General features: G+C 41.5%; 11 protein-coding genes. 7 read left to right on the top strand and 4 right to left on the bottom strand.

Annotation, left to right across the window (positions count from 1 at the left end; all coding sequences use genetic code 11):
• Positions 1-89: 89 nt before the first annotated feature.
• On the bottom strand, positions 90-1,265 hold the full coding sequence (locus tag V7K25_RS26575; protein WP_335162170.1) for a patatin-like phospholipase family protein: 1,176 nt from the start codon (positions 1,263-1,265) through the stop codon (positions 90-92).
• A gap of 636 nt (positions 1,266-1,901) precedes the next feature.
• Positions 1,902-3,236, bottom strand: a complete 1,335-nt coding sequence (locus V7K25_RS26570; protein WP_335162168.1) for a dihydroorotase — start codon at positions 3,234-3,236, stop codon at positions 1,902-1,904.
• Between the two features lie 434 nt (positions 3,237-3,670).
• On the opposite strand from V7K25_RS26570, the gene lepB reads away from it, so the two are divergent.
• From lepB to V7K25_RS26545, 5 genes are all read left to right on the top strand, one after another.
• Positions 3,671-4,312, top strand: a complete 642-nt coding sequence (gene lepB / locus V7K25_RS26565) for a signal peptidase I (RefSeq protein WP_335162166.1) — start codon at positions 3,671-3,673, stop codon at positions 4,310-4,312.
• A 154-nt stretch (positions 4,313-4,466) separates the two neighbouring features.
• On the top strand, positions 4,467-5,252 hold the full coding sequence (locus tag V7K25_RS26560; RefSeq protein ID WP_335162172.1) for an MOSC domain-containing protein: 786 nt from the start codon (positions 4,467-4,469) through the stop codon (positions 5,250-5,252).
• A gap of 531 nt (positions 5,253-5,783) precedes the next feature.
• Entirely contained in the window at positions 5,784-9,614 is a 3,831-nt protein-coding gene (locus V7K25_RS26555) for an ATP-binding protein (protein ID WP_335162164.1), read from the top strand.
• A complete protein-coding gene (locus V7K25_RS26550; RefSeq protein WP_335162162.1) occupies positions 9,611-11,446 on the top strand; it encodes a two-component system response regulator in 1,836 nt (611 codons plus the stop codon). The genes V7K25_RS26555 and V7K25_RS26550 overlap by 4 nt, the downstream gene beginning before the upstream one ends.
• 384 nt (positions 11,447-11,830) lie before the next feature.
• Positions 11,831-13,156 carry a hybrid sensor histidine kinase/response regulator gene (locus V7K25_RS26545; protein ID WP_335162160.1) on the top strand — a complete coding sequence of 442 codons (1,326 nt, stop codon included), beginning with the start codon at positions 11,831-11,833 and terminating at the stop codon, positions 13,154-13,156.
• A 72-nt stretch (positions 13,157-13,228) separates the two neighbouring features.
• Here the strand turns inward: V7K25_RS26545 and V7K25_RS26540 are convergent, their stop codons facing one another.
• Together V7K25_RS26540 and V7K25_RS26535 are read right to left on the bottom strand one after the other, a co-directional pair.
• On the bottom strand, positions 13,229-14,860 hold the full coding sequence (locus tag V7K25_RS26540; RefSeq protein ID WP_335162158.1) for a hybrid sensor histidine kinase/response regulator: 1,632 nt from the start codon (positions 14,858-14,860) through the stop codon (positions 13,229-13,231).
• Positions 14,857-17,619: a PAS domain S-box protein gene (locus V7K25_RS26535; protein ID WP_335162156.1), complete on the bottom strand. Its 2,763-nt coding sequence runs from the start codon at positions 17,617-17,619 to the stop codon at positions 14,857-14,859. The genes V7K25_RS26540 and V7K25_RS26535 overlap by 4 nt, the downstream gene beginning before the upstream one ends.
• A gap of 126 nt (positions 17,620-17,745) precedes the next feature.
• On the opposite strand from V7K25_RS26535, the gene ldpA reads away from it, so the two are divergent.
• The gene (gene ldpA / locus V7K25_RS26530) at positions 17,746-18,903 is read left to right on the top strand and encodes a circadian clock protein LdpA (protein ID WP_335162154.1); all 1,158 of its coding nucleotides are present in this window, start codon (positions 17,746-17,748) and stop codon (positions 18,901-18,903) included.
• Positions 18,904-18,987: 84 nt separating this feature from the next.
• Complete coding sequence (locus V7K25_RS26525) at positions 18,988-20,721, top strand: R3H domain-containing nucleic acid-binding protein (protein ID WP_335162152.1); 1,734 nt, start codon at positions 18,988-18,990, stop codon at positions 20,719-20,721.
• Positions 20,722-21,132 lie beyond the last annotated feature (411 nt).

Genomic DNA, 21,132 nt, shown 5'->3' with positions numbered 1-21,132 from the left:
TCGTAGTCAACCGTTTTGAAAGTTCTTGGCATGAATTGAGATGCATTGGTATCTTACTGTGTCACTAAATGCGGTTCTCCGACAACCTGCTAGTTATCTTTAATAAAAGAGGCGATCGCCTCCTTTATCGGAGAACCAGAGTCGTCTCTGGTATAGTAAGTAAGACCTTTGTCAATGAATGCAGAAGTAGTATTTATTAACTGCTCAATAATCTCCAAACTAGCATTATCTATTTCTGGACTGACTTTTTCCCCTGTAAATCGATTTTTTCGCTCTTCTGGAGGTAATACAATGCGAGGATCTTTATAAGTTTCTTCTGGCTTGGCTTTAAATGTCTCATTTAAGTCAAACTGAAGCCGTAAGTAACGTTTAGAATTGTATCCACCCATAATTTGCCGACAAATAGTACTATCAATCTCAGATGTAGGTTCCATAAAAATATTAGTAAGATTTTGTATCCAGTCTAAGCCTCTCCATTTACTTATTTGCTTATATTGATATGGTTCACCAGTTTGACCTGTGCCAATAGAAAGAATAGAAATATCTTCCAATCGCAGATTATCCAGTTTATATTTTTGCTTAATTGTTGGAGAGACTGAAGATTGACTGATCCTCATAGCTAGACTTAAGGCTGCGAGACAGGGGTTGTTAGCGGAAACTCCTCCATCAATGTGTGGAAATTCCCAATCACCAAATTTTTCTTTATCTACAGGTTCTAATTTATATGGTGGAAAAAAAGTAGGAGCTGAGGCAGAAGCAGTACATATCTGCCATAAATAACAGTCATCGTACCATCTGTCTCCTAAATCGGGATGGCAATTAGTAAAAAAGGTTGTATTACGATATAATGTATCGTAAGCAAGAATCAAAATAATCGGTTTTTCAATATCTTTTATTCTTGTGGATTTATAAGTATCTTTGAGGGCACTAATAATTCCATCATGAGAATATTTAGGGACTGAAAATACATCAAGAATTGATTTGATGATGGACGGCAAGTTTTTATAACGCTCTTTTCTTTCTAGCGGGAATATATCTTTACCTCTATCTTTATACAGGTTAATGAGTTCATGACTCTCCTTTCCTAAAGCAATCGCTCCTGCTAACATTGAACCAGTGGAAGTGCCAGAAATCAGATCAAAGTATTCGTATAAAAAGTTTCCTTTACCCTGGTCTCTAATTTCTTGTTCTACTTCTTGCAGTATTCGTGCTGCAACAACTCCGCGAATACCGCCACCGTCTAAAGCTAAAATTTTGAATGACATAGCAATTCTCTTTGATTATTTATATGGATTATGTTTTCGGGCATAGTTTCTGGGAACAAGCATTATGAAATAAATTGTAATACGGGTCTATTTGCTTGTTTAATTTTATCCAAATGGAAGAATACCTAAGTTTTTTGCGTCTACGCAAAACGGCTTGCCGCAGGCTTCCACCAATAGATAGCGTCTCATTAGAGAAGGACGCCAAGCAGCGAAAAAAAGAATAAATAGGTAATCTGATCGCGAGAAGGGATTAGTTATTGAAGTTTTGACTTGAAACACTTATAAATAAATTCAGGGTTTCAAGTTGCAATCTCTGAATATAGCGACTAGTTAATACCCTTGGGTTAAAAGGGTAAAGGGAAAAAATAAGGATTGTCGTCTTTTAGCTTTAAGTAAACGGCATTGATCTAGTCTGAACTTGGGAAAGATAAAAATCTTGCCAGTTCAAGTATGGCTTTGATGTCTAATTATTTGTCTACTACATAAGCTTAAATAAATATTTCCTATAGGACTATGATTTGATTTCTGAAAAAATCTAAGTAGTAAGTAGGGTGTGTTATGGCGTAGCCTAACGCACCTAACCTTTGGGCGGTGCGTTAGCCTTTGGCGTAACGCACCCTACGTATATTTCAATAATCAAATATGAGTCCTATATAAGAAAGTTAAAGCTTGACCCCGCACTTGTGTATTTACCTGACCTTTGTCATAAACTACCTTACCGCCAACAATGGTGGTTGTAACCCAGCCGGTGAGATTCCAGCCTTCAAAGGGACTCCAATGGCATTTGGTTAACAGTTCTTCGCGCCGGACTGGACGGTATGTGTTTAAATCTACAAGCACTAAATCGGCATCATAACCAGGCGCGATCGCTCCTTTATTGGGAATACCATAAGCCACAGCTACATTTTTTGACATCCAGTTAACAACTTGAGCAACAGTACACTTTCCCTCCATCGCCGCAGTTAACATCAAAGCTAGAGAAGTTTCCACCCCAGGCATTCCCGAAGGACTATTGGGGTATTCTTGAGCTTTTTCTTCTAAGGTGTGCGGTGCGTGATCTGTAGCAATGAAATCAATCACGCCATCGCGCAAAGCTTGCCAGAGAACTTCGTTATCGTGGGGCGATCGCAAAGGTGGATTCATCTGAGCCAAAGTGCCAATCTTCTCGTAAGCACTGGTGTTCAACAACAAATGCTGTGGTGTTACTTCTGCTGTTACCCAACTAGGTTTCTCCTGACGCAGCAAATCTGCTTCTTCGGCAGTTGACATGTGCAAAATATGCAAACGACGTTGATATTTTTGAGAAAGTTTTAATGCTAGTTGGGTTGCAAGCATTGCCGCTTGATTATCTTGAATTTGCGAGTGAACGGCTGGATCGTGGATGTTGGCAAATTCTTGGCGGCGTTGGTTAATTCTAGCTTGGTCTTCGGCATGAACTGCAATCAAGCGATCGCCTTTAGCAAATATCGCCTCCAATGCTGTTTCGCCATCAACCAACAACTGACCATGCATCGACCCCATGAAAATCTTAATTCCCGATGTTGGCTTTGCTAAGAGCAAATCTGGTAGATTCTCTGCTGTTGCCCCAATAAAAAAGCCATAATTAACCAAGGACTTTTGTGAGGCACGTTTTAGCTTGTCGTCTAAAGCCTGCTGTGTCGTTGTCAGGGGGCGCGTATTGGGCATTTCTAAAAAAGAAGTGACTCCCCCTTTAGCACAGGCGCAGCTGGCGGTGAATAAATCTTCCTTGTGTTCTAGTCCAGGTTCTCGGAAATGCACCTGCGGATCGATGACTCCTGGCAACAAAGTTAACCCTTCTGCGTCAATTTCAGTGGCTAGTGCCGTTTGGGATATTTCTGGTGCAACTTCGACTATTTGGCGATCGCGGGTCAATACATCCCCAATCATCAGTTCACCATTGGGTAGAATTATGCGAGCGCGGCGAATCAGTAAAATTTGTGGAGATGACATAGGGTTAATTTTGTTCAGACTGGGAGCTATGTATTACAGAGAATTATGCTTTTAGGTTAAACTTATTCGCGATCGGAGTAACCAATTTTTGCCGTGGGTTAAAAAAAAAGTTTATTTTTAATTTATGAAGAACCCCGTCAATCAATTTTAGATTTTAGGTCGCACCTTTGGTGTGCTTCCAGCGCAACTTGGATTTTGGATTGACCGTAGCCTAGAAAGAATGCGGTTTGGGTATTTTACATTGCTTTCGCCCACTAGAGGCGAGTCACGATCCAAAACAAACACCCTAATCCAAAATCTCAAATCCCCAATCTAAAATTGGTAGTCCAGATGGGAGCATGACCAGGAAATTAAGATTTTCCCGTTAAGATTAACAGATAAAGTGTCACTAGGCGAGTTAATTACCTACATCTTTCCTTCAGTTAAGTAATTTCATGCAAAATAAAGTGTCTGATAACAACTCTAGTCAACAACCCGATAATTCTTGGATCGCAGAACTAGGTAGAACAATTGTATTAAGTATTGTTCTAGCTCTGGGAATTCGTACCTTTGTTGCTGAAGCACGCTGGATTCCTTCTGGATCGATGGAACCGACTCTGCATGGTACGCCAAACCAGTGGGAAGCAGATAAAATTATTGTCGATAAGTTGAAGTATAAATTTGCTGACCCGCAACGGGGAGATATTGTAGTATTTTCGCCTACAAAAGAGCTACAAAAAGAACAATACCAAGATGCTTTTATTAAACGTGTAATTGGCTTACCTGGAGAAAAAGTCCAACTTAAGGATGGCAAAGTCTATATCAATAACAAACCCCTCCCAGAAGGCAATTACCTCAGTTCTGGTCAGACTACGGTTATTGATGTTTGCCAATCAGGGCCACAGCCACCTTTTTTGGCGAAACCCCAGACTATACCAACCGGTTCATATTTAGTACTAGGTGACAATCGTAACAATAGTTACGATGGTCGTTGCTGGGGTGTTGTCCCCCGCGAGAATATTATTGGACGAGCTGTAGTTCGCTTCTGGCCTCTAAATCATATTGGAGGAATAGATAAATCGCCAATATATCCATAATTAACAATATTATTATTGACGCTCCCCTGGTTGAACAAGTAACAAGAGTGCTTACTTTGGAAAACCAGAGGAGTCATTAATCATTGGTCATTGGTCACATTATTAGTTAAGAATTAGAAATTCTTCCCCTGCGCCCCTGCCTCTCAATGCTATGATGCCTTACCTAGCTAAGATTTTACTGTATCCAGTTAAGTCACTTGATGGTGTTGAAGTTGAGAACGCTAGAGTTCTTGCCAGTGGCGCACTACAGCATGACCGCGAGTTTGCCATTTTTGACGAACAGGATAGATTTGTCAATGGCAAACGTCATGCTAAAATCAATTTAATAAGAGCGCAATTTGCACTCTCAAATAGAACTATCTCGTTGCACATCCCAGGCGGCAACTCACAACAAATTTTTCATCTGGATGAGGAACGGCAAGCATTAGAAGCAACTATGAGTAATTTTTTTGAGTTTGCTGTCACATTAAGGCAAAATTCTCTGATGGGTTTTCCTGACGATACACACTCACCTGGCCCAACGGTAATTAGTACAGCAACATTGACAGAAGTAGCTTCTTGGTTTCCCGGTTTAAGTGTAGATGAAATACGCCGTCGGATGCGTGCCAACATTGAGATTGATGGTGTACCAGCATTTTGGGAAGATCAACTATTTAGTGAACAAGGTGATTTAGTCTCCTTTCGAGTGGGAGAGGTGGATTTTTTTGGAGTTAATCCATGTCAGAGGTGTATAGTCCCAACACGCGATTCTTACTTAGGAAAAGCTTACCCAAACTTTCAAAAAATCTTTGCAACCCAACGACAAGCAACTCTACCAAATTGGGTTGCTTCATCGCCTTTTAATCACTTTTATCGATTGAGTGTCAATACCCAATTAGCACCATCGTCAGCCGGAAAAATTTTACAAATCGGCGATGAGGTTGACATATTTCCACAATAAAATTAACATTTATTTAAACTAGAAAATATTAAGTAAATTTTTTTTAGATTTTTTTATTTTTACTCTGTATTTATATGAAAAGTTTAAAATTCTTGTACTTAATTTTTATATAAGTCCAAGGGTTTTCAGACCGGAAAATTAACACATGAGCAATTAAAAATTAAATTTAGGATTCGGTACTAATGACGACCTGAATTTTAGAATGGCATACTGTAGCTTATCGGTTAAATTTCTATTTCATCCGAGAAAATCTGATAAAACTGAGCCAATTCAGGTGCAATATCTACGATGGGTTCTGACGCTCGTTCGCTGACTGTGCCGCAGGCAAGACTCGCTATCGGCTCTGAAAATTAGACTTTGGAGGAATTTAGCCAGTCAAAAAAGTAGAAGATAAGATACTTGTATTTTTTATACTCAGTGCTTAAATAATATGTCATAGCAAATGCATAATACGCCGTAATTATCCTGATATTAAGTGTAGCTGATATGGCCAAATACCCCTAATCTATGCTGGGGAAGAATTAAACAACAATGTTATCCAAACTTCAGCCGATCAAATCTATTAATCGCTTAGTTGGCAAAGTTTATGCCAATATGCCCCTGAGGTATGTTCTGATTGTGCCCTTTATATTGCAAATTTGTGGCGCAGTGGGACTTGTGGGCTATCTTTCGTATCAAAACGGCCAAAAAGCGGTAACGGAGCTTGCTAATCAATTAGAAAATGAAATCTGCGATCGCATTGAACAGCATCTTGATAGCTATTTAACAACCCCGAAGCAAGTTAATCAAATCAACTTAGATGCGATTGAGCTAGGTTTGCTGAATCTTTCGGATTTTCAAACCACCGGCAATTACTTTTGGAAACAAATGCAGGTTTTCAATGTTGGCTATAACAGCTTTGCCAATTCCAAAGGTGAATTTATCGGTGTTGAACGTCTAGATAATGGCAAGCTCTTAATTAATGAAGTTAGCAAAAAGCATGGCCTCGGCAAACTTTATGTTTACCCTACAGACAACCAAGGAAATCGCCGCCATTTACAGGAAGTTAAAAATTACGATCCTCGCCTAGAAGCTTGGTATACAGATCCAGTCAAGTTAGATAAACGAGTTTGGAGTCAAATTTATCAATGGGAAGATAAACCAGAAATAATATCTATATCTTCCAGCTATCCTGTTTACGATAAAAATCGCAAATTTGTTGGGGTGATTAGTGTTGATTTGCTTTTATCACAAATCGGCAATTTTTTAGCCAATTTAAAGATTAATGATTCGGGTAAAACGTTTATTTTAGAGCGTTCTGGGTTAATAGTGGCTTCTTCTACTAGCGAGCCACCATATACCATCGTAAATGGTAAGGGAAAACGTCTATCAGCATTAGATAGTCAAAATTCTTTAATTAGACTCACAACACAGTCTTTGCTCAAACGTTTTGGCAGTCTTAAGTTTGTTGAAGAGAAGCAACAGCTAAGTTTTACCGCCGATGGAATGCGTTATTTTGTGCAGGTAAAATGCTGGAGGGATGAACTGGGTTTAGATTGGCTAATTGTAGCGGTGATTCCCGAAGGCGAATTTATGAAGCAAATTAACGCTAACACCCATATCACTATTTTGCTCTGCATAGTTGCTTTTTTAGTCGCTACAAGAATTGGAATTTTGACTAGTCGCTGGGTAATTAAGCCGATCTTAGAATTAAATACATCAGTGAAGAAAATTGCTAAAGGTGAATGGGAGCAAATACCAGAAATTCAGCGTTCTGATGAACTGGGAGAACTAGCCAAGTCATTTGAAACTATGGCAAAGAAACTCCAAGTATCGTTTAATACTTTAGAAGCAAAGAATGCTCAGATGCAAGTCTTAAATGAGGCGCTATCTCACAGTCAGAGTCGGTTAACTCAATTTTTAGAAGCTATGCCAATAGGTGTATTTATTATAGATGCTGAAGGTGAACCTTATTACACAAATAAAATAGGGCAGCAAATTCTTGGTCAAGGAGCGATGTCTAGCGACAAGTGCAACTCTTGGAGAGGCTGCGCCAACGGGTTCGGGGGGTCGCAAGACGCTCGTTGCGCGGCATCTTCTCCCCTTGGGAGAAGATTCGCTAATGCTGCGCTATCGCCGGGAACCGCCATCGCTTTTAGCGTCTCCCCTTCTCTACGAGACGCTACGCGAAGGGAGAAGACTGCGACCCCCTCACCGCTAAACATCTACGCAAAAGTTAGCAGCGAACAATTGTCAGAGGTATATCAAGCTTACCTTGCTGGGACAGATCAACTTTACCCCAGCGATCGCCTACCGATTTTGAGAGCATTGCTTGGGGAAAGCACCAGGATTGATGATATGGAAATTCGCCATTCTGACAAGAGTATTCCCATTGAAGTTTTGGGAAAGCCAATTTATGATGAATCAGGAAATCTGACTTTTGCGATCGCTACATTTTTTGATATTACCCAACGCAAACAAGCAGAAAACTTATTAGCAGAATACAATCGCACCTTAGAGGCTAAAGTAAAAAAACGGACTGAAGAGTTCCAGCAAGCTATCGAGCAACTCCAAAGCACCCAACAAGAACTAATTCAATCGCAAAAAATTGCCGCACAAGAACAACAAGCAGCCATTCGTGAAGCGGCGCGAAGCACCGCCGCCAACCGAGCCAAAAGCGAATTCCTTGCTAATATGAGCCACGAACTGCGTACCCCACTCAATGCCATTCTCGGTTTTAGCCAAGTCATGAGCCGGGATTATTCCCTATCTGGCGAACATCAAGAAAACTTAGCAATTATTAATCGTGCTGGCGAACATCTACTCAACTTAATTAACGACATTCTAGAAATGTCCAAAATCGAAGCTGGCAGAATCACATTAAATAATAGCAGCTTTGACTTAATTCATGTGTTAAAGAAGTTAGAAAAGATGCAACACGCAAGTGCAGCATCTAAAAATTTAGAATTGGTGTTTGAATATGCACAAAACATTCCTAAATACATAGAAACAGACGAAAATAAACTGTGTCAAGTCTTGCTCAACCTCTTGGGAAATGCGATTAAATTTACTAATACTGGGAGGGTGACACTAAGGGTGAGACTAGGGGCTGGTTGGGAGATCGGGGAGCAGGGGGAGATGAGTGAGCAATATCCTCCTCATCCCCCTCATCTCTTCTTCGAGGTACAAGATACTGGCTGCGGTATTGCCCCACAAGAAATTGACTTGTTGTTTGAAGCTTTTGAGCAAACCGAAATCGGCAGAAAATCTCAACAAGGGACGGGACTGGGTTTGGCAATTAGCCGGAAATACGTGCAACTTATGGGAGGAGATATCACTGTCATCAGTATACCGGGTGTCGGTAGTAGATTTATCTTTAATATTCAGATTGCTCTAGCTTGCCCCAGAGAAATCCCAATAAACCAAATTAAATACCAAATTCTAGCTTTAGCACCGGCTGAGAAAGCATACCGCATCTTAGTAGTTGACGACTCCAAAGAAAGCCGATTGTTGCTAGTTAAAATTCTTACATCTGTTGGCTTTGAAGTCAGAGAAGCTACAGATGGTAGTGAAGCAGTTGCTAATTGGGAATCTTGGCAACCACACTTAATTTTTATGGATATGCGAATGCCGGTCATGGACGGTTACGAAGCAACAAGAATAATTAAAGCTAAACAAAAAGGGTATGGGGTAGCCAATGCATTACAGAGGTTCCCAAACTCGGAACAGTTGCTTTTATCGGGGAGCCAGTACCTTGCGGGAGGATTCCCCGATTCTGTTGAGTCCGAAGTTCTCAAAGTTGTACCCCTATTAAAAAGCCAGCTAGGCGTAGCGTCTCCCACCCCAGAAGCAACTGGTGTCATAGAAAATGATGCAAATGATGCGTCCACAAAGCGAGCGCCACCAGCCTTGGCTCCCCCTTCTGACTTTTCTGAGGCAGAGCACAGTTGCTCCAATACACACACGATCGTTATTGCCCTAACTGCTAGCGCCTTTGAAGAAGAACGGCAGAAAATTTTATCTATTGGCTGCGATGATTTTATTCGCAAGCCATTCATACAAGAAGTATTATTGGAAAAACTGAGCCAACATCTGGGTGTAAAGTATACCAACCAAGTAGAAACCACAAACACAACAGTTGTCGATCAACCTACACAGATATTTATCAGTGTTACCGAACTCCTGAGCCGTTTATCACAAATGTCACCTGAGTGGCTCCAACAAATTTACTATGCCGCAGCTAGCTGTAGCGATGAACTGATTTTAGAGTTACTCAAGCAAATTCCATCAGATAATAGTCAAGTTTTTAAAGTTCTCAGGGATTTAGCGAATAACTACCAGTTTGAGAAAATCATGGAATTGACTAAAACAAACGTAGAATGAATTACGAGCATTTAGACCCTAATAAAAAAGATATTTTGATCGTTGACGATATGGCGGATAATCTGCGGGTTTTATCCTCCATATTGACAAGGGAAGGGTATAGCGTTCGTAAAGCCTTGAATTGGCAAATGGCACTGACAGCAACTCAAACAGTATTACCGGATCTGATTCTACTTGATATTATGATGCCAGAAGTAGATGGCTATGAAATTTGTCAGACCTTAAAAGCTTGGGAGCTAACAGCCGATATTCCGGTGATTTTTATTAGTGCTTTAGATGATGTTTTTGACAAAGTGAAAGCCTTTAAGGTAGGTGGTGTAGACTATATCACCAAACCTTTTGAGTTCCAAGAAGTTTTAGTGCGCGTACAAAACCAACTGGCCTTGAGGTCAGCGCGATTAGAAATATTGAAGCTAAATGTGGAATTGGAAAATCGGGTAAAACAGCGAACTGGGGAGCTAGAAAAAACTCTCCAAAAACTCCAAGAAGAAATCAATTCCCGCCAGAAATTGCAAAGTCAACTACTAGACATAGCGCTGCATGATTCCCTGACTGGATTACCAAACCGAGTTTTGTTTATTAGGCGACTAAAAAATGCTCTAAATCGAGCCAAGGAAAAATCTAGTTATCAGTTTGCACTGCTTTTTTTGGACTGCGATCGCTTCAAAGTTATCAATGATTCCCTTGGACATCTGGTGGGAGATGAATTGCTCATAGCGATCGCTTACCGCCTGCAAGCATGTCTGATACCTATTCATACTTTAGCACGATTAGGCGGTGACGAATTTGGAATTCTCCTAGAAAATATTACAGATATAAATATGGCAATTCAAGTTGCCGAACAGATTCTGCAACAGCTATCACTCGCTTTTAAGCTGTCTAGATATGAAGTATTTATGAATGCGAGTATTGGGATTAGTTGGGGTAATAAAGATTACGATCGCCCAGAGTATTTGCTGCGGGATGCTGATACAGCAATGTATCGGGCCAAGGCTCAAGGAAGAGGCAAATATCACGTTTTCAATCCAGCGATGCATCAAGAAGCTATTCAGCTTTTAGAGTTAGAAAATGATCTGCGAAGGGCTGTTGAAAGACAAGAATTCCTCGTTTACTATCAGCCAATTATTTCTCTGGTTACAGGCAGAATTTCTGGATTTGAAGCCTTGGTACGCTGGCAACATCCGATTCGGGGTCTGGTTTCTCCCATAGAATTTATTCCTGTGGCAGAAGAAACAGGTTTGATTAATCCCATTAATACTTGGGTATTACAGTCAGCTTGTCATCAACTGAGCATCTGGCAACATTATCCAGTGACACCAGAACCTCTAACTATGAGTGTCAATTTGAGCGCACGGTTATTTTTACAGCCTAATTTAGTAGAACAAATTGACCGAATAATTTATGAAAATAAAATAAATCCTGCATACTTAGAATTAGAAATTACAGAAAGTGTAATTATGGAAAATACTAATGCAATTGAAATAATTCTTCAACAACTAAAGCAGCGCCATATCAAGTTGATTATGGATGATTTTGGTACAGGATATTCCTCTTTGAGTTACCTACACAGCTTTCCTTTTAATGCACTTAAAATTGATAAATCTTTCGTTAAACGTATGCAAGAAAATAAAGAGAATATGGGACTAGTACCAGCAATGATTGGCATTGCCAACTCAATGGGAATGAGTGCGATCGCTGAAGGTGTGGAAACACAAGAACAACTAGCCCAATTGAGAACTTTAAACTGTAATTTTGCTCAAGGATATCTGTTTTCTAAGCCCATAGAACAAGAATTGGTTATTAAATTACTTGCTGTATCACCCCAATGGTAGCTATGAAATAATACCTATAAAAATTTCATTGTTGACGCTCGGCTAGATAATATACTGCTGTAACCAGGCTATCATGTTCGCAAACTTCCTAATTGACTAATATAGCAATCCTATTTGAGTTGTGAAAATTATCGTAGAGGTGTAGCAGCTTGCCGTAGGCTATCGCCAACGCGCAGCATCTTGCAGAAAAAAAATATAAGAAGGAAATAATTTTACTAATTATTTAGGAGGACTATAGCTGTGGTAGCCTGTAAAACTCTCCAAGCACTATGGGATTTAGACTATAAATCCAACTATATCGGTGAAATTGATAAAAAACTTTCAGTACTATTTAAAATAAGTATTTACCATTTTAAACTATTACAAGCATAGCTTTTATACATAATGGATTTAAATCAAATTAATCATCATAAAAGAAATATTTTAGTGGTCGATGATACCCCAGATAATTTGCGGCTTTTATCAGCGATGTTGACTACACAAGGTTTTGAAGTTCGCAAAGCCTTAAACGGTAAAATGGCACTGACTGCGTGCCAAATGGTTTTGCCAGATGTGATTTTACTGGATATCAATATGCCAGATATGGATGGCTATCAAGTTTGTCAACAGTTGAAAGCTGATGAGAAAACTTGTGAAGTCCCAGTAATTTTTATTAGCGCCCTAGATGATGTTGTAGATAAGGTAAAAGCCTTTGATGTTGGTGGTGTAGATTATATTGCAAAACCTTTTCATGGGGCAGAGGTTGTGTTGCGAATTGAAAATCAAATTAATTTACGTTTGCTTCAAGTTAAACTGCAAGAAAAAAACTTTTTACTCCAACAGGCTCTTGACGAGTTGAAAGCCTCTCAAGTTCAACAGATTCAGAACGAAAAGATGGTGGCGTTGGGACAGTTAGTGGCTGGGCTTGCTCATGAAATTAATAACCCTATCAGCTTTATTTATGGGAATCTCCAATATACTGCTGAATATGTAAAAGACCTAGTGAATCTGATTGAGGCTTATCAACAGGAATATCCCAAAGCTACGCTAAAAATTCAGCAAATAGCCAAAGATATAGATTTGAATTTTATGATTAAGGATCTGCAAAACCTGATAGGTGCAATGTATAGAGGATCTGATCGCATTCAGGAAATTGTACTAGCACTACAACACTTTTCTCGGCATGATGAAGCAGAGATGAAGCAGGTCAATATCCATGAAGACATCGAAAACACTTTGGTGATGTTACAACATAGACTTAGGGAAACAGGAGATCGTCCCGCAATTGTTGTAGTGAAAGATTATGGTAACTTGCCTCTAGTCACTTGTTATGCGAGTGAATTAAACCAAGTATTTATGCATCTGTTGAATAATGCTATTGATGCAATAGAAGAGGGAGTAGGGAGTGGGGAGCGGGGAGTGGGGAATCTATCTTCTAATCCCTACACCCTACTCCCTACTCCCCAAATTCGGATTCACACAGAGGTAACATTGAATATGGTCAAAATTGCGATCGCAGATAATGGCCCTGGTATCGAAGAATCGTTGCGCTCGCGTTTATTTGACCCATTTTTTACCACAAAACCTGTGGGCAGAGGTAGTGGGCTAGGATTATCAATTAGCTATCAGATTATCGTTCAAAAACACCGAGGAAATATTACTTGCACTTCTTCTTTTGGGCAAGGAGCAGAGTTTGCAATCGAAATTCCCATCGAGCAACAAGAACCTTAGCCAATAGCAAACTCGGTAAATTGTCGTTTGAAGGGGGAATGAAAAGTCAATACAATTACCATGTATGACTAATCATTCTGACATGGTTAACGGCAGTTTAACTGTGAACTTTGTCCAGCCCTGAGAACTGGTAACTTCAATTGTGCCTTGGAGATATTCTACTAACTTCTTCACTAATGCTAAACCTAATCCTGTACCGCCATGTTCCCAGCGATCGCTTTGAGGAATTCGGTAAAACGGCTCAAAGATTCGAGATTGTTCTTTTTTAGGGATTATCACCCCAGAATTGCTAATTGTGATTTGAAAGTAGGAAACTGGAAGATTATCTAATACACCAAATTCAACATTCTCATTTATGAGAATTTTTGTAATATCAATTACCCGAACATTCACTCTAATCTGTTCATCAGGAGGAGTAAATTTACAAGCATTGTTAAGTAGCTCTGAGACAATTTCGGTCAAGCTAGCCAAGTCTGTAACTAAAGGTGGTAAGTTTGGAGGAACACTAAGTTGGAAAGCCTGTTGCCTAGCTACAGCCTGTTCCCCAAAATACTCGGCAACGTGAGGCAGCCAGGTTTGGAGTTGAATTGAAGTTAATTCCAATGGATAGACATCTGCATCAATCATTCGTATATGCAGTAAATTGTCTACTAAATCTAGTTCTTGTTCGCACTGTTCACGCAGGATAGTTAAGTAGCGGGCTACAGATTCAGATGGGGAAAGTGCATTTGAATTTAAGATACCCTGCCGATCAAGAAGATTTTCTAGGACGGAGATTGCCATTTTGATGTTTGACAAGGGCGTTCGCATTTCATGAGAAGTGGTTGCGAGAAAATCCTCTTTCAACTGGTTTAGCCGTTGAAGCTCTACCACTTGAATTCGTAGTTGTTGGGCACGTTCAGTTGCGAGATTGCGTTCTTCAGTTAGCCGTCGTTGCGTGTCATCACGAAAAACTAGTACAGCTCCTGTAATTACACCGCTATTATTTCTCAAGGGAGTAGCGCTATCAGCTACTGGTATAGTTGTGCCGTCTTTAGCAACTAGTAAGATGTGACTGCCTAAATAGATAGTAGTTTCTTGTTGCAGGGCTGTGATAATTGGATTCTGGGTGGGGATCTGAGTTTGTTCATCAACAAGCTTGAACACTTCGGTTAACATTCGTCCCTTGGCTTCATCCCATCGCCACCCTGTCAATGCTTCAGCAACCTGATTTAGGTACTTGATGGTTAGCTGAAGATCGACTACAATCACCCCGTCCCCGATTCCTCGAAGGATAGAACTCAAAAATTGCTCGCGATCGTAACGATTTAGTGCTGTTTGAATGGCAACGTAGAGTTCTTGCTCCTTGATTGGTTTGAGAATATATCCAAAAGGGGACGTCAGTGTTGCCCGCTCTACAGTGCTTTTATCGGAGTGCCCTGTGACATAGATAGCAGGAATTTGCAAATTATGCCAGATTTGCTCTGCTGCCTGGATACCGTCTATTTCACCCCGTAATCTGATATCCATTAAAATTAAGTTTGGGCGTAATTCAGTTGCTTTTATAATTGCCCCTTGTGCAGAATCGGCTATATCTAAAACAGTGTATCCCAGAGACTCTAAACTTTCTTGCAAATTGAGCGCAAGAATATATTCATCTTCAACAACAAGAATTCTAACTGTCTCCTTTGTATGTAGATTTGATGGGATGCCAATTGTGTTCATGCCTGGCTGTTTGTAAAAGTAATTTTGAACTGTGTTCCCTGGTGAGAGTCAATTTCAAGCTTTCCCTTTAGTTGCTTGACTAAACCTTGAACAAGGGTTATGCCGAGTGTTTTAGCTTTCTTGCTATCAAAATTTTCAGGTAAACCAATGCCATTATCTCGAATAATGAGTGCCAAAGTAGACTCGGATTCCTGATAAAACTTTACCTCAATTTCTCCTCTACGATTACCAATAAAGGCGTATTTCAAAGCATTGGAAACCAGTTCATTGATAATTAAACCACAGGGAATGGCAGTTTCGATGTCGAGGCTAGCATTATCAACTTGAATCTTCAGTTGAATCTGGCTAGAACTGACGTTATAAGAATCAAATAAATGAGTTGTTAAATCTGGGATGTATTGAGCGAAATCAATATCAGCGAGGTCTTCAGAGCGGTATAACTTTTCATGAACCAAGGCAATGGAGGCAATGCGGTTTTGGCTATCACGCAAAATAGCTGTCACCAGAGGATCTTGTGTACGTCTGCACTGCATTTGCAGCAAACTGCTGACAATTCCTAAATTGTTTTTCACCCGATGGTGAATTTCCTTAAGTAATACCTCCTTTTCTTTCAAAGAGGCTTTGATTTTTTCCTCTGCTTGCTTATGCTCAGTGATATCTTGTTGGACAGCCACAACGACGCTTCCATACTCAGGATGCTCAAAAATGGAAGCGTTCCCCCTACACCAGAATGGAGTGCCATCTTTCTTAACATTATAAACTTCATAAGTGGACTCACCGTGTTGCAAGATGGCAGTCCTAATCGCCTGGTAAACTTCTTCAGGTGTATTATGTTCATCACCGTAGTTAACAATCGATACATGCTGACCGATTAATTCACCAGGTTCATAGCCAAACATCTGCTCCAATTTAGGATTGGCGTAGACAAACACGCTATCTGTAGCACGAACTAGGCAAATTCCCTCCGCCATGTTGCGGGTAATCACTGCTTGCAATTCTAACATTTGTTCAGCGCGTTTGCGCTCGCTGATTTCAACTACAACAACGCCCATGCTAGTGAGTTCATCGGCTTCAGACTGAATCGGAAAGTAGGAAGCTAACCAAGTCCTGATTACACCGGGTAATTTTGGGGTTTCTCCACTGATTTCCAAATCCAGAATCAATTCACCCGTTCTCAAAACATGTTGAAAGACTTGCTCCTGCTTTGATGCCACATCAGGGACAATTTCCCACGGTCTCTTGCCAATATGCGCGGCTGCGGGAATACCATTAATTTCTGCTAATGCTTCATTAATCAATGAGTAACGCAGTTCCTGATCCAGAATGGTTATACCAACAGGTGCGTTATTGATGAAGTTATTCAATAACTTTTGCTTGTGAGCCAGTTCTCGCTCCAAAATCTTGCGTTCTGTAATGTCGATCGCCACCCTACCCACTAGCTTTTGTGCAGACAATCCCAGAATCGGGAACTTATATACCAAGAACTCTCCAAGGCTAGCATCTGATCGAGAAGCAACTTCGATCGCCTCAATTACCTGATTTGTCTGTATAACGGTCTGAATGCGATCAAAATGCTGCCGAGCAATTTCATCTGGATAGAGATCAAAAATGGATCGTCCAATCACCTGTTCGGGTAGTAATTTAAATGTATACAGGTATGCTTGGTTTAAGTAAAGTACACGCCCGTCCGCATCAGTGATCCAAGCTAGCACGGGGCTATTGTTCATAAATGCCTGGAACCGGGCTTCACTTTCTCGAAGTTTTTCCTCAGCTTGTTTGTGTTCGCTAATGTCCCCAAGTGAACCGACCAATCTAACTGGATTTCCTTGTTCATTCCAGATAGCTTTGGCTCGCGATCGCACCCAGCGATAACTGCCATCCTTGCACCGCAGACGATATTCAATGTTATAATCGGCAACTTGCTGAAGCAAATAAGCTTCTTGTGCAGCCATAACTCTGGTATAATCATCAGGATGAATGCGAATACTCCACTCATCATCGCAATTGCTAAGTTCGTTGGGTTCATATCCCAAAATTGTGAACCAACGCTCAGACCGAAAGGTTTGATTAGTAGATATATCCCAATCCCAAATTGCTTCATCAGTACCTGCAATCGCTAATTGCCAACGTTCTTCACTTTGGCGCAATGTTTCTTCAGCTTTTTGGCGATTGCTTTCCTGTAGTGCAGTAGTGCGTTCCTCCACTTTGGCTGCTAATTCAGTCTTGAGAGTTTGCAGGTTGTCGTGAAGTTGGGCTTGTTGGATAGCAATCGCTAGTTGCACCGTCAGGTGGTTGAGAAATTCTACCTCAAATGTCTGCCATTGGCGGGGGGCAGAACATTGATGCACGATGAATAACCCCCATACAACTGCTGGAGTCCCTTGGTTTTCTAACAAAATGGGGACAACTAAATTCGCCTTGACCTGAAACTGTTCCAAAATTTGAATATGGCGATCGCTTAAACCCGCTTCGTAGATGTTTGTCGCTGCCCAGATTTCTCCTTGGCTTTGCTGAAAATCGGTATTTTCAATCTCAAATCCTAATGTTGCTATCCATTGGGGTAAAACCGACTCAGCTATGACTTTACCATGCATTTGATGAGTGAATTGATAAGCTGTTACGCGATCGGTCTTGAGTAACTGGCGGACTTCTTTGACACTCTTAGCGAGGATGTCTTGAAACTTTAAGGACTTACGAATATCAAGAGCGATCGCTCCAATTAACTTTTGTTGTTCCTGTAGCTGTTTTAACTGTTGCATTAGCTGTAATTGCTAGCTTTTAAACTACGTACAAGTGTCCAATGCCCAATGCCCTGAATCAAGAAATCAGGACTTTTTCTTGATTGCAGACTACTATTTTTAGTCGTATAAACGCATAATAGAATAGTGACTGATCTGTTCGCCCCTTTACAATCACTCAAACAAGGTGACTGGTTCAAGCTGATCTGCGGAGCCAGCTTCCAGCATTTACCGGCAGTCAGAAGTTTAACGTTAGCCTATACTTTGGCGGGCGCTGACTGCATAGATGTTGCAGCTGATCCAGCAGTGATTGCAGCAGCACAAGCAGGGCTACTTGTAGCCAAATCTCTGGCTACGGATGCCCAAAAGCGAGGCTTTAGCTACAAAGGTAACTCACCCTTTTTGATGGTAAGCCTGAACGATGGAGAAGACCCTCATTTTCGGAAAGCAGAATTTAATCCTACTGAGTGTCCTACAGACTGCACTAGACCCTGTGAACAGATTTGTCCGGCACAAGCAATCGTGTTTAACAATGTAAAAGAAAACTTTTCGGGAGTAATATCAGAAAAGTGCTATGGCTGCGGTCGTTGTATACCAGTTTGTCCATATAGTATAATTGATACAAGTTCATATATGTCAACGCCGCAAGCGATCGCGCCATTGGTAATGTCAACGGGAGTAGATGCCGTAGAAATCCATACAAAAGTTGGGCGGTTGACAGAATTTGAGCAATTATGGCAGGCAATTTCACCGTGGGCCGATCAATTAAAGCTACTAGCTATCAGCTGTCCCGATGGCGAGGGGATGATTGACTACCTAAGAGCAGTATATGACCTGATTGCCCCACTCAAGAGTGCCTTAATTTGGCAAACCGACGGTCGTCCCATGAGTGGTGATATTGGCGATGGCACCACAATAGCTGCGGTGAAATTAGGGCAAAAAGTTTTGGCAGCTAAGTTACCGGGATATGTGCAGTTAGCAGGCGGCACAAATAGCTATACCGTTGCTAAGTTAAAAGCAATGGGAATGCTTAAAGAGGCAGAGGGGCAGGGGGCGGGGGGCAGAGGAGAAGAATTTTTCCCCCTGCTCCCTGCTCCCTGCTCCCCATCCATTTCTGGGGTCGCCTACGGTAGCTACGCCCGCGTACTGCTGTCACCAATTCTCGAACAGTTAGAGAATAAGGAGGTAAGTAACACTAATGTACAAGCGAATCTTCGCCTCGAAGAAAATGACGTATTACTTTGGCAAGCTGTAAAACTTGCCCATTCTCTCGTTTCCCAGATCAAGTCACAGCAGGAGCATTAATTGCTCGTTTCGGGAAATTACCCAGAGCGGGTTCTCCTGCACGCAAATGTCCTCGCTATCTCTAAAAACGTCACCATAGAAAGCATGACGATTACAGACGATCTCCAAAAGTTATTAGACATTTTGCCCCAAGACCTGCAACAAGTACTAGAGAGTCATCCCAAACGAGATAGTTTAGTAGAAGTGGTCTTGGATTTGGGCCGTCGCCCAGAGGCTCGGTTTCCTAATCAAGCTGAGTATCTGAGCGAAGTACCCGTTACTCAAGAACAGATAGATGATTGTATTCAACGAGTTGGAATCTTTGGCGGAGATAATCGAGCAGGAATTGAGCAAACATTGCATCGGATTAGCGCCATCCGCAACCGCACGGGTAAGATTATTGGCTTGACCTGTCGCGTTGGTCGAGCGGTATTCGGAACCATTGGCATGATCCGCGATTTGGTAGAAACTGGTAAATCGATTCTCATGCTGGGGCGTCCAGGCGTGGGCAAAACTACTGCCTTACGGGAAATTGCCCGTGTTTTGGCAGATGATCTGCAAAAGCGAGTGGTGATTATTGACACCTCCAACGAAATAGCTGGGGATGGTGATGTTGCCCACCCCGCCATTGGTCGCGCTCGGCGGATGCAAGTGGCTCATCCAGATCAACAGCATCAGGTAATGATTGAGGCAGTGGAAAACCACATGCCAGAAGTCATTGTCATTGATGAAATTGGCACAGAACTGGAAGCTTTAGCGGCTCGTACCATTGCCGAACGGGGTGTACAGTTGGTAGGTACTGCCCACGGGAATCAGATCGAAAATTTGATTAAAAACCCCACCCTGGCTGATTTAGTTGGGGGTATCCAAGCTGTGACGCTGGGAGACGATGAAGCAAGACGGCGAGGTTCTCAAAAGACTGTTTTGGAGCGGAAAGCGCCTCCTACCTTTGAAATTGCTGTAGAAATGTTGGAACGCCAACGCTGGACAGTACATGAAAGTGTTGCTGACACAGTAGATAATCTGCTGCGGGGGCGTCAGCCTACCCCACAAACAAGAACCGTTGATGACCAAGGTAAAATCGCTGTTACAAGGCAGTTAGCTGTTGTCAATGGTCGTGGTGGACAGTTAGCCACAGTAGAAGATTCTTTCCCACCTGCGCGACCGTCTAATGGCTGGCGTTCATCTGGACAAATGGTAGCACTGCCGCAATTGCCTGTAGAGCGGGTAACTGGACGCAGTGAGTTTGACCGTTTGCTGGATGAATCCTTCAATTATTCTGAAAGCATTGATTTGGATGCTGCTACTAGAGTGCCAGGGCCGAATGGTGAAGATTTGCCATTGCACGTTTACCCTTATGGCGTTAGCCGTCACCAACTGGAACAGGTAATTAGCGTGCTAACTTTGCCCGTGGTATTGACAAAAGATATAGATAGTGCTGATGCAATTTTAGCACTGCGATCGCACGTCAAAAACCACGCCAAATTACGCCAAATGGCCAAAGCTCGTCATGTACCCATCCACGTAATTAAGTCCAGCACGATTCCCCAAATTACCCGTGGCTTGCGACGGTTGCTGAACATTGATGACCCAGAGATGGCTGATGACCTAGAATTGCAACTGTTTTTGCACAATGGTAGCGATGATGAGATGGATGCCTTGGAAGAAGCTAGACTAGCTGTTGAGCAAATTGTGATTCCTAAAGGACAGCCAGTCGAATTATTGCCGCGTTCTTCCCAAGTCCGCAAAATGCAGCATGAGTTGGTAGAACATTATCGCCTCAAGTCGCATAGTTTTGGTGAAGAACCAAATCGCCGCTTACGGATTTATCCGGCGTAACCTCACCCCTAACCCCTCTTTACACTGCGAAGAGGGGTAAAGAAACGAACCGCATTCGCGTTAGCGTCTCCCCTTGGGAGAAGGACGCAAAGAGCGCATTCGCGCAGCGTCTCGCAGAGAAGGAAGAAGGAAAAGAGAAAAATAAAAATCTGTGTACACATGCCAAAAAACCCGGTCGTAAAAACCAGGTTTTTTTGGGGCCATATTCCCCCAAGGCTACTTATAGAAGTTATTGATAAATTAGTGTTCTGGTAATAACTACCAAACTTAGGTTATCAATTTCGGAAAACTGCTACCCAATTCTTAAAATTTTTTCGGTTCTTCCGCTACTTTTATGGCGAGAATCAAAATTAATTAGATTTTAACAACTAAAATTTAATATAAAAAATGGTTAAAATTTAGATATTGTAG

It is taken from the genome of Nostoc sp. (assembly GCF_036919495.1).
In the GTDB taxonomy this organism is placed as follows: Bacteria; Cyanobacteriota; Cyanobacteriia; order Cyanobacteriales; family Nostocaceae; genus Nostoc.
The sequence above is the reverse complement of the archived record's forward strand: the minus strand, read 5'-3'. Positions and strand labels throughout refer to the sequence as shown.

Excerpts from the sequence above, each read along its gene's own strand:
- V7K25_RS26560 (WP_335162172.1), top strand. The coding sequence starts at position 4,467 with ATGCCTTACCTAGCTAAGATTTTACTGTATCCAGTTAAGTCACTTGAT.
- lepB (WP_335162166.1), top strand. The coding sequence starts at position 3,671 with ATGCAAAATAAAGTGTCTGATAACAACTCTAGTCAACAACCCGATAAT.
- V7K25_RS26555 (WP_335162164.1), top strand. The coding sequence starts at position 5,784 with ATGTTATCCAAACTTCAGCCGATCAAATCTATTAATCGCTTAGTTGGC.
- V7K25_RS26575 (WP_335162170.1), bottom strand. The coding sequence starts at position 1,265 with ATGTCATTCAAAATTTTAGCTTTAGACGGTGGCGGTATTCGCGGAGTT.
- V7K25_RS26550 (WP_335162162.1), top strand. The coding sequence starts at position 9,611 with ATGAATTACGAGCATTTAGACCCTAATAAAAAAGATATTTTGATCGTT.
- V7K25_RS26535 (WP_335162156.1), bottom strand. The coding sequence starts at position 17,619 with ATGCAACAGTTAAAACAGCTACAGGAACAACAAAAGTTAATTGGAGCG.
- V7K25_RS26540 (WP_335162158.1), bottom strand. The coding sequence starts at position 14,860 with ATGAACACAATTGGCATCCCATCAAATCTACATACAAAGGAGACAGTT.
- V7K25_RS26525 (WP_335162152.1), top strand. The coding sequence starts at position 18,988 with ATGACGATTACAGACGATCTCCAAAAGTTATTAGACATTTTGCCCCAA.
- V7K25_RS26545 (WP_335162160.1), top strand. The coding sequence starts at position 11,831 with ATGGATTTAAATCAAATTAATCATCATAAAAGAAATATTTTAGTGGTC.
- V7K25_RS26570 (WP_335162168.1), bottom strand. The coding sequence starts at position 3,236 with ATGTCATCTCCACAAATTTTACTGATTCGCCGCGCTCGCATAATTCTA.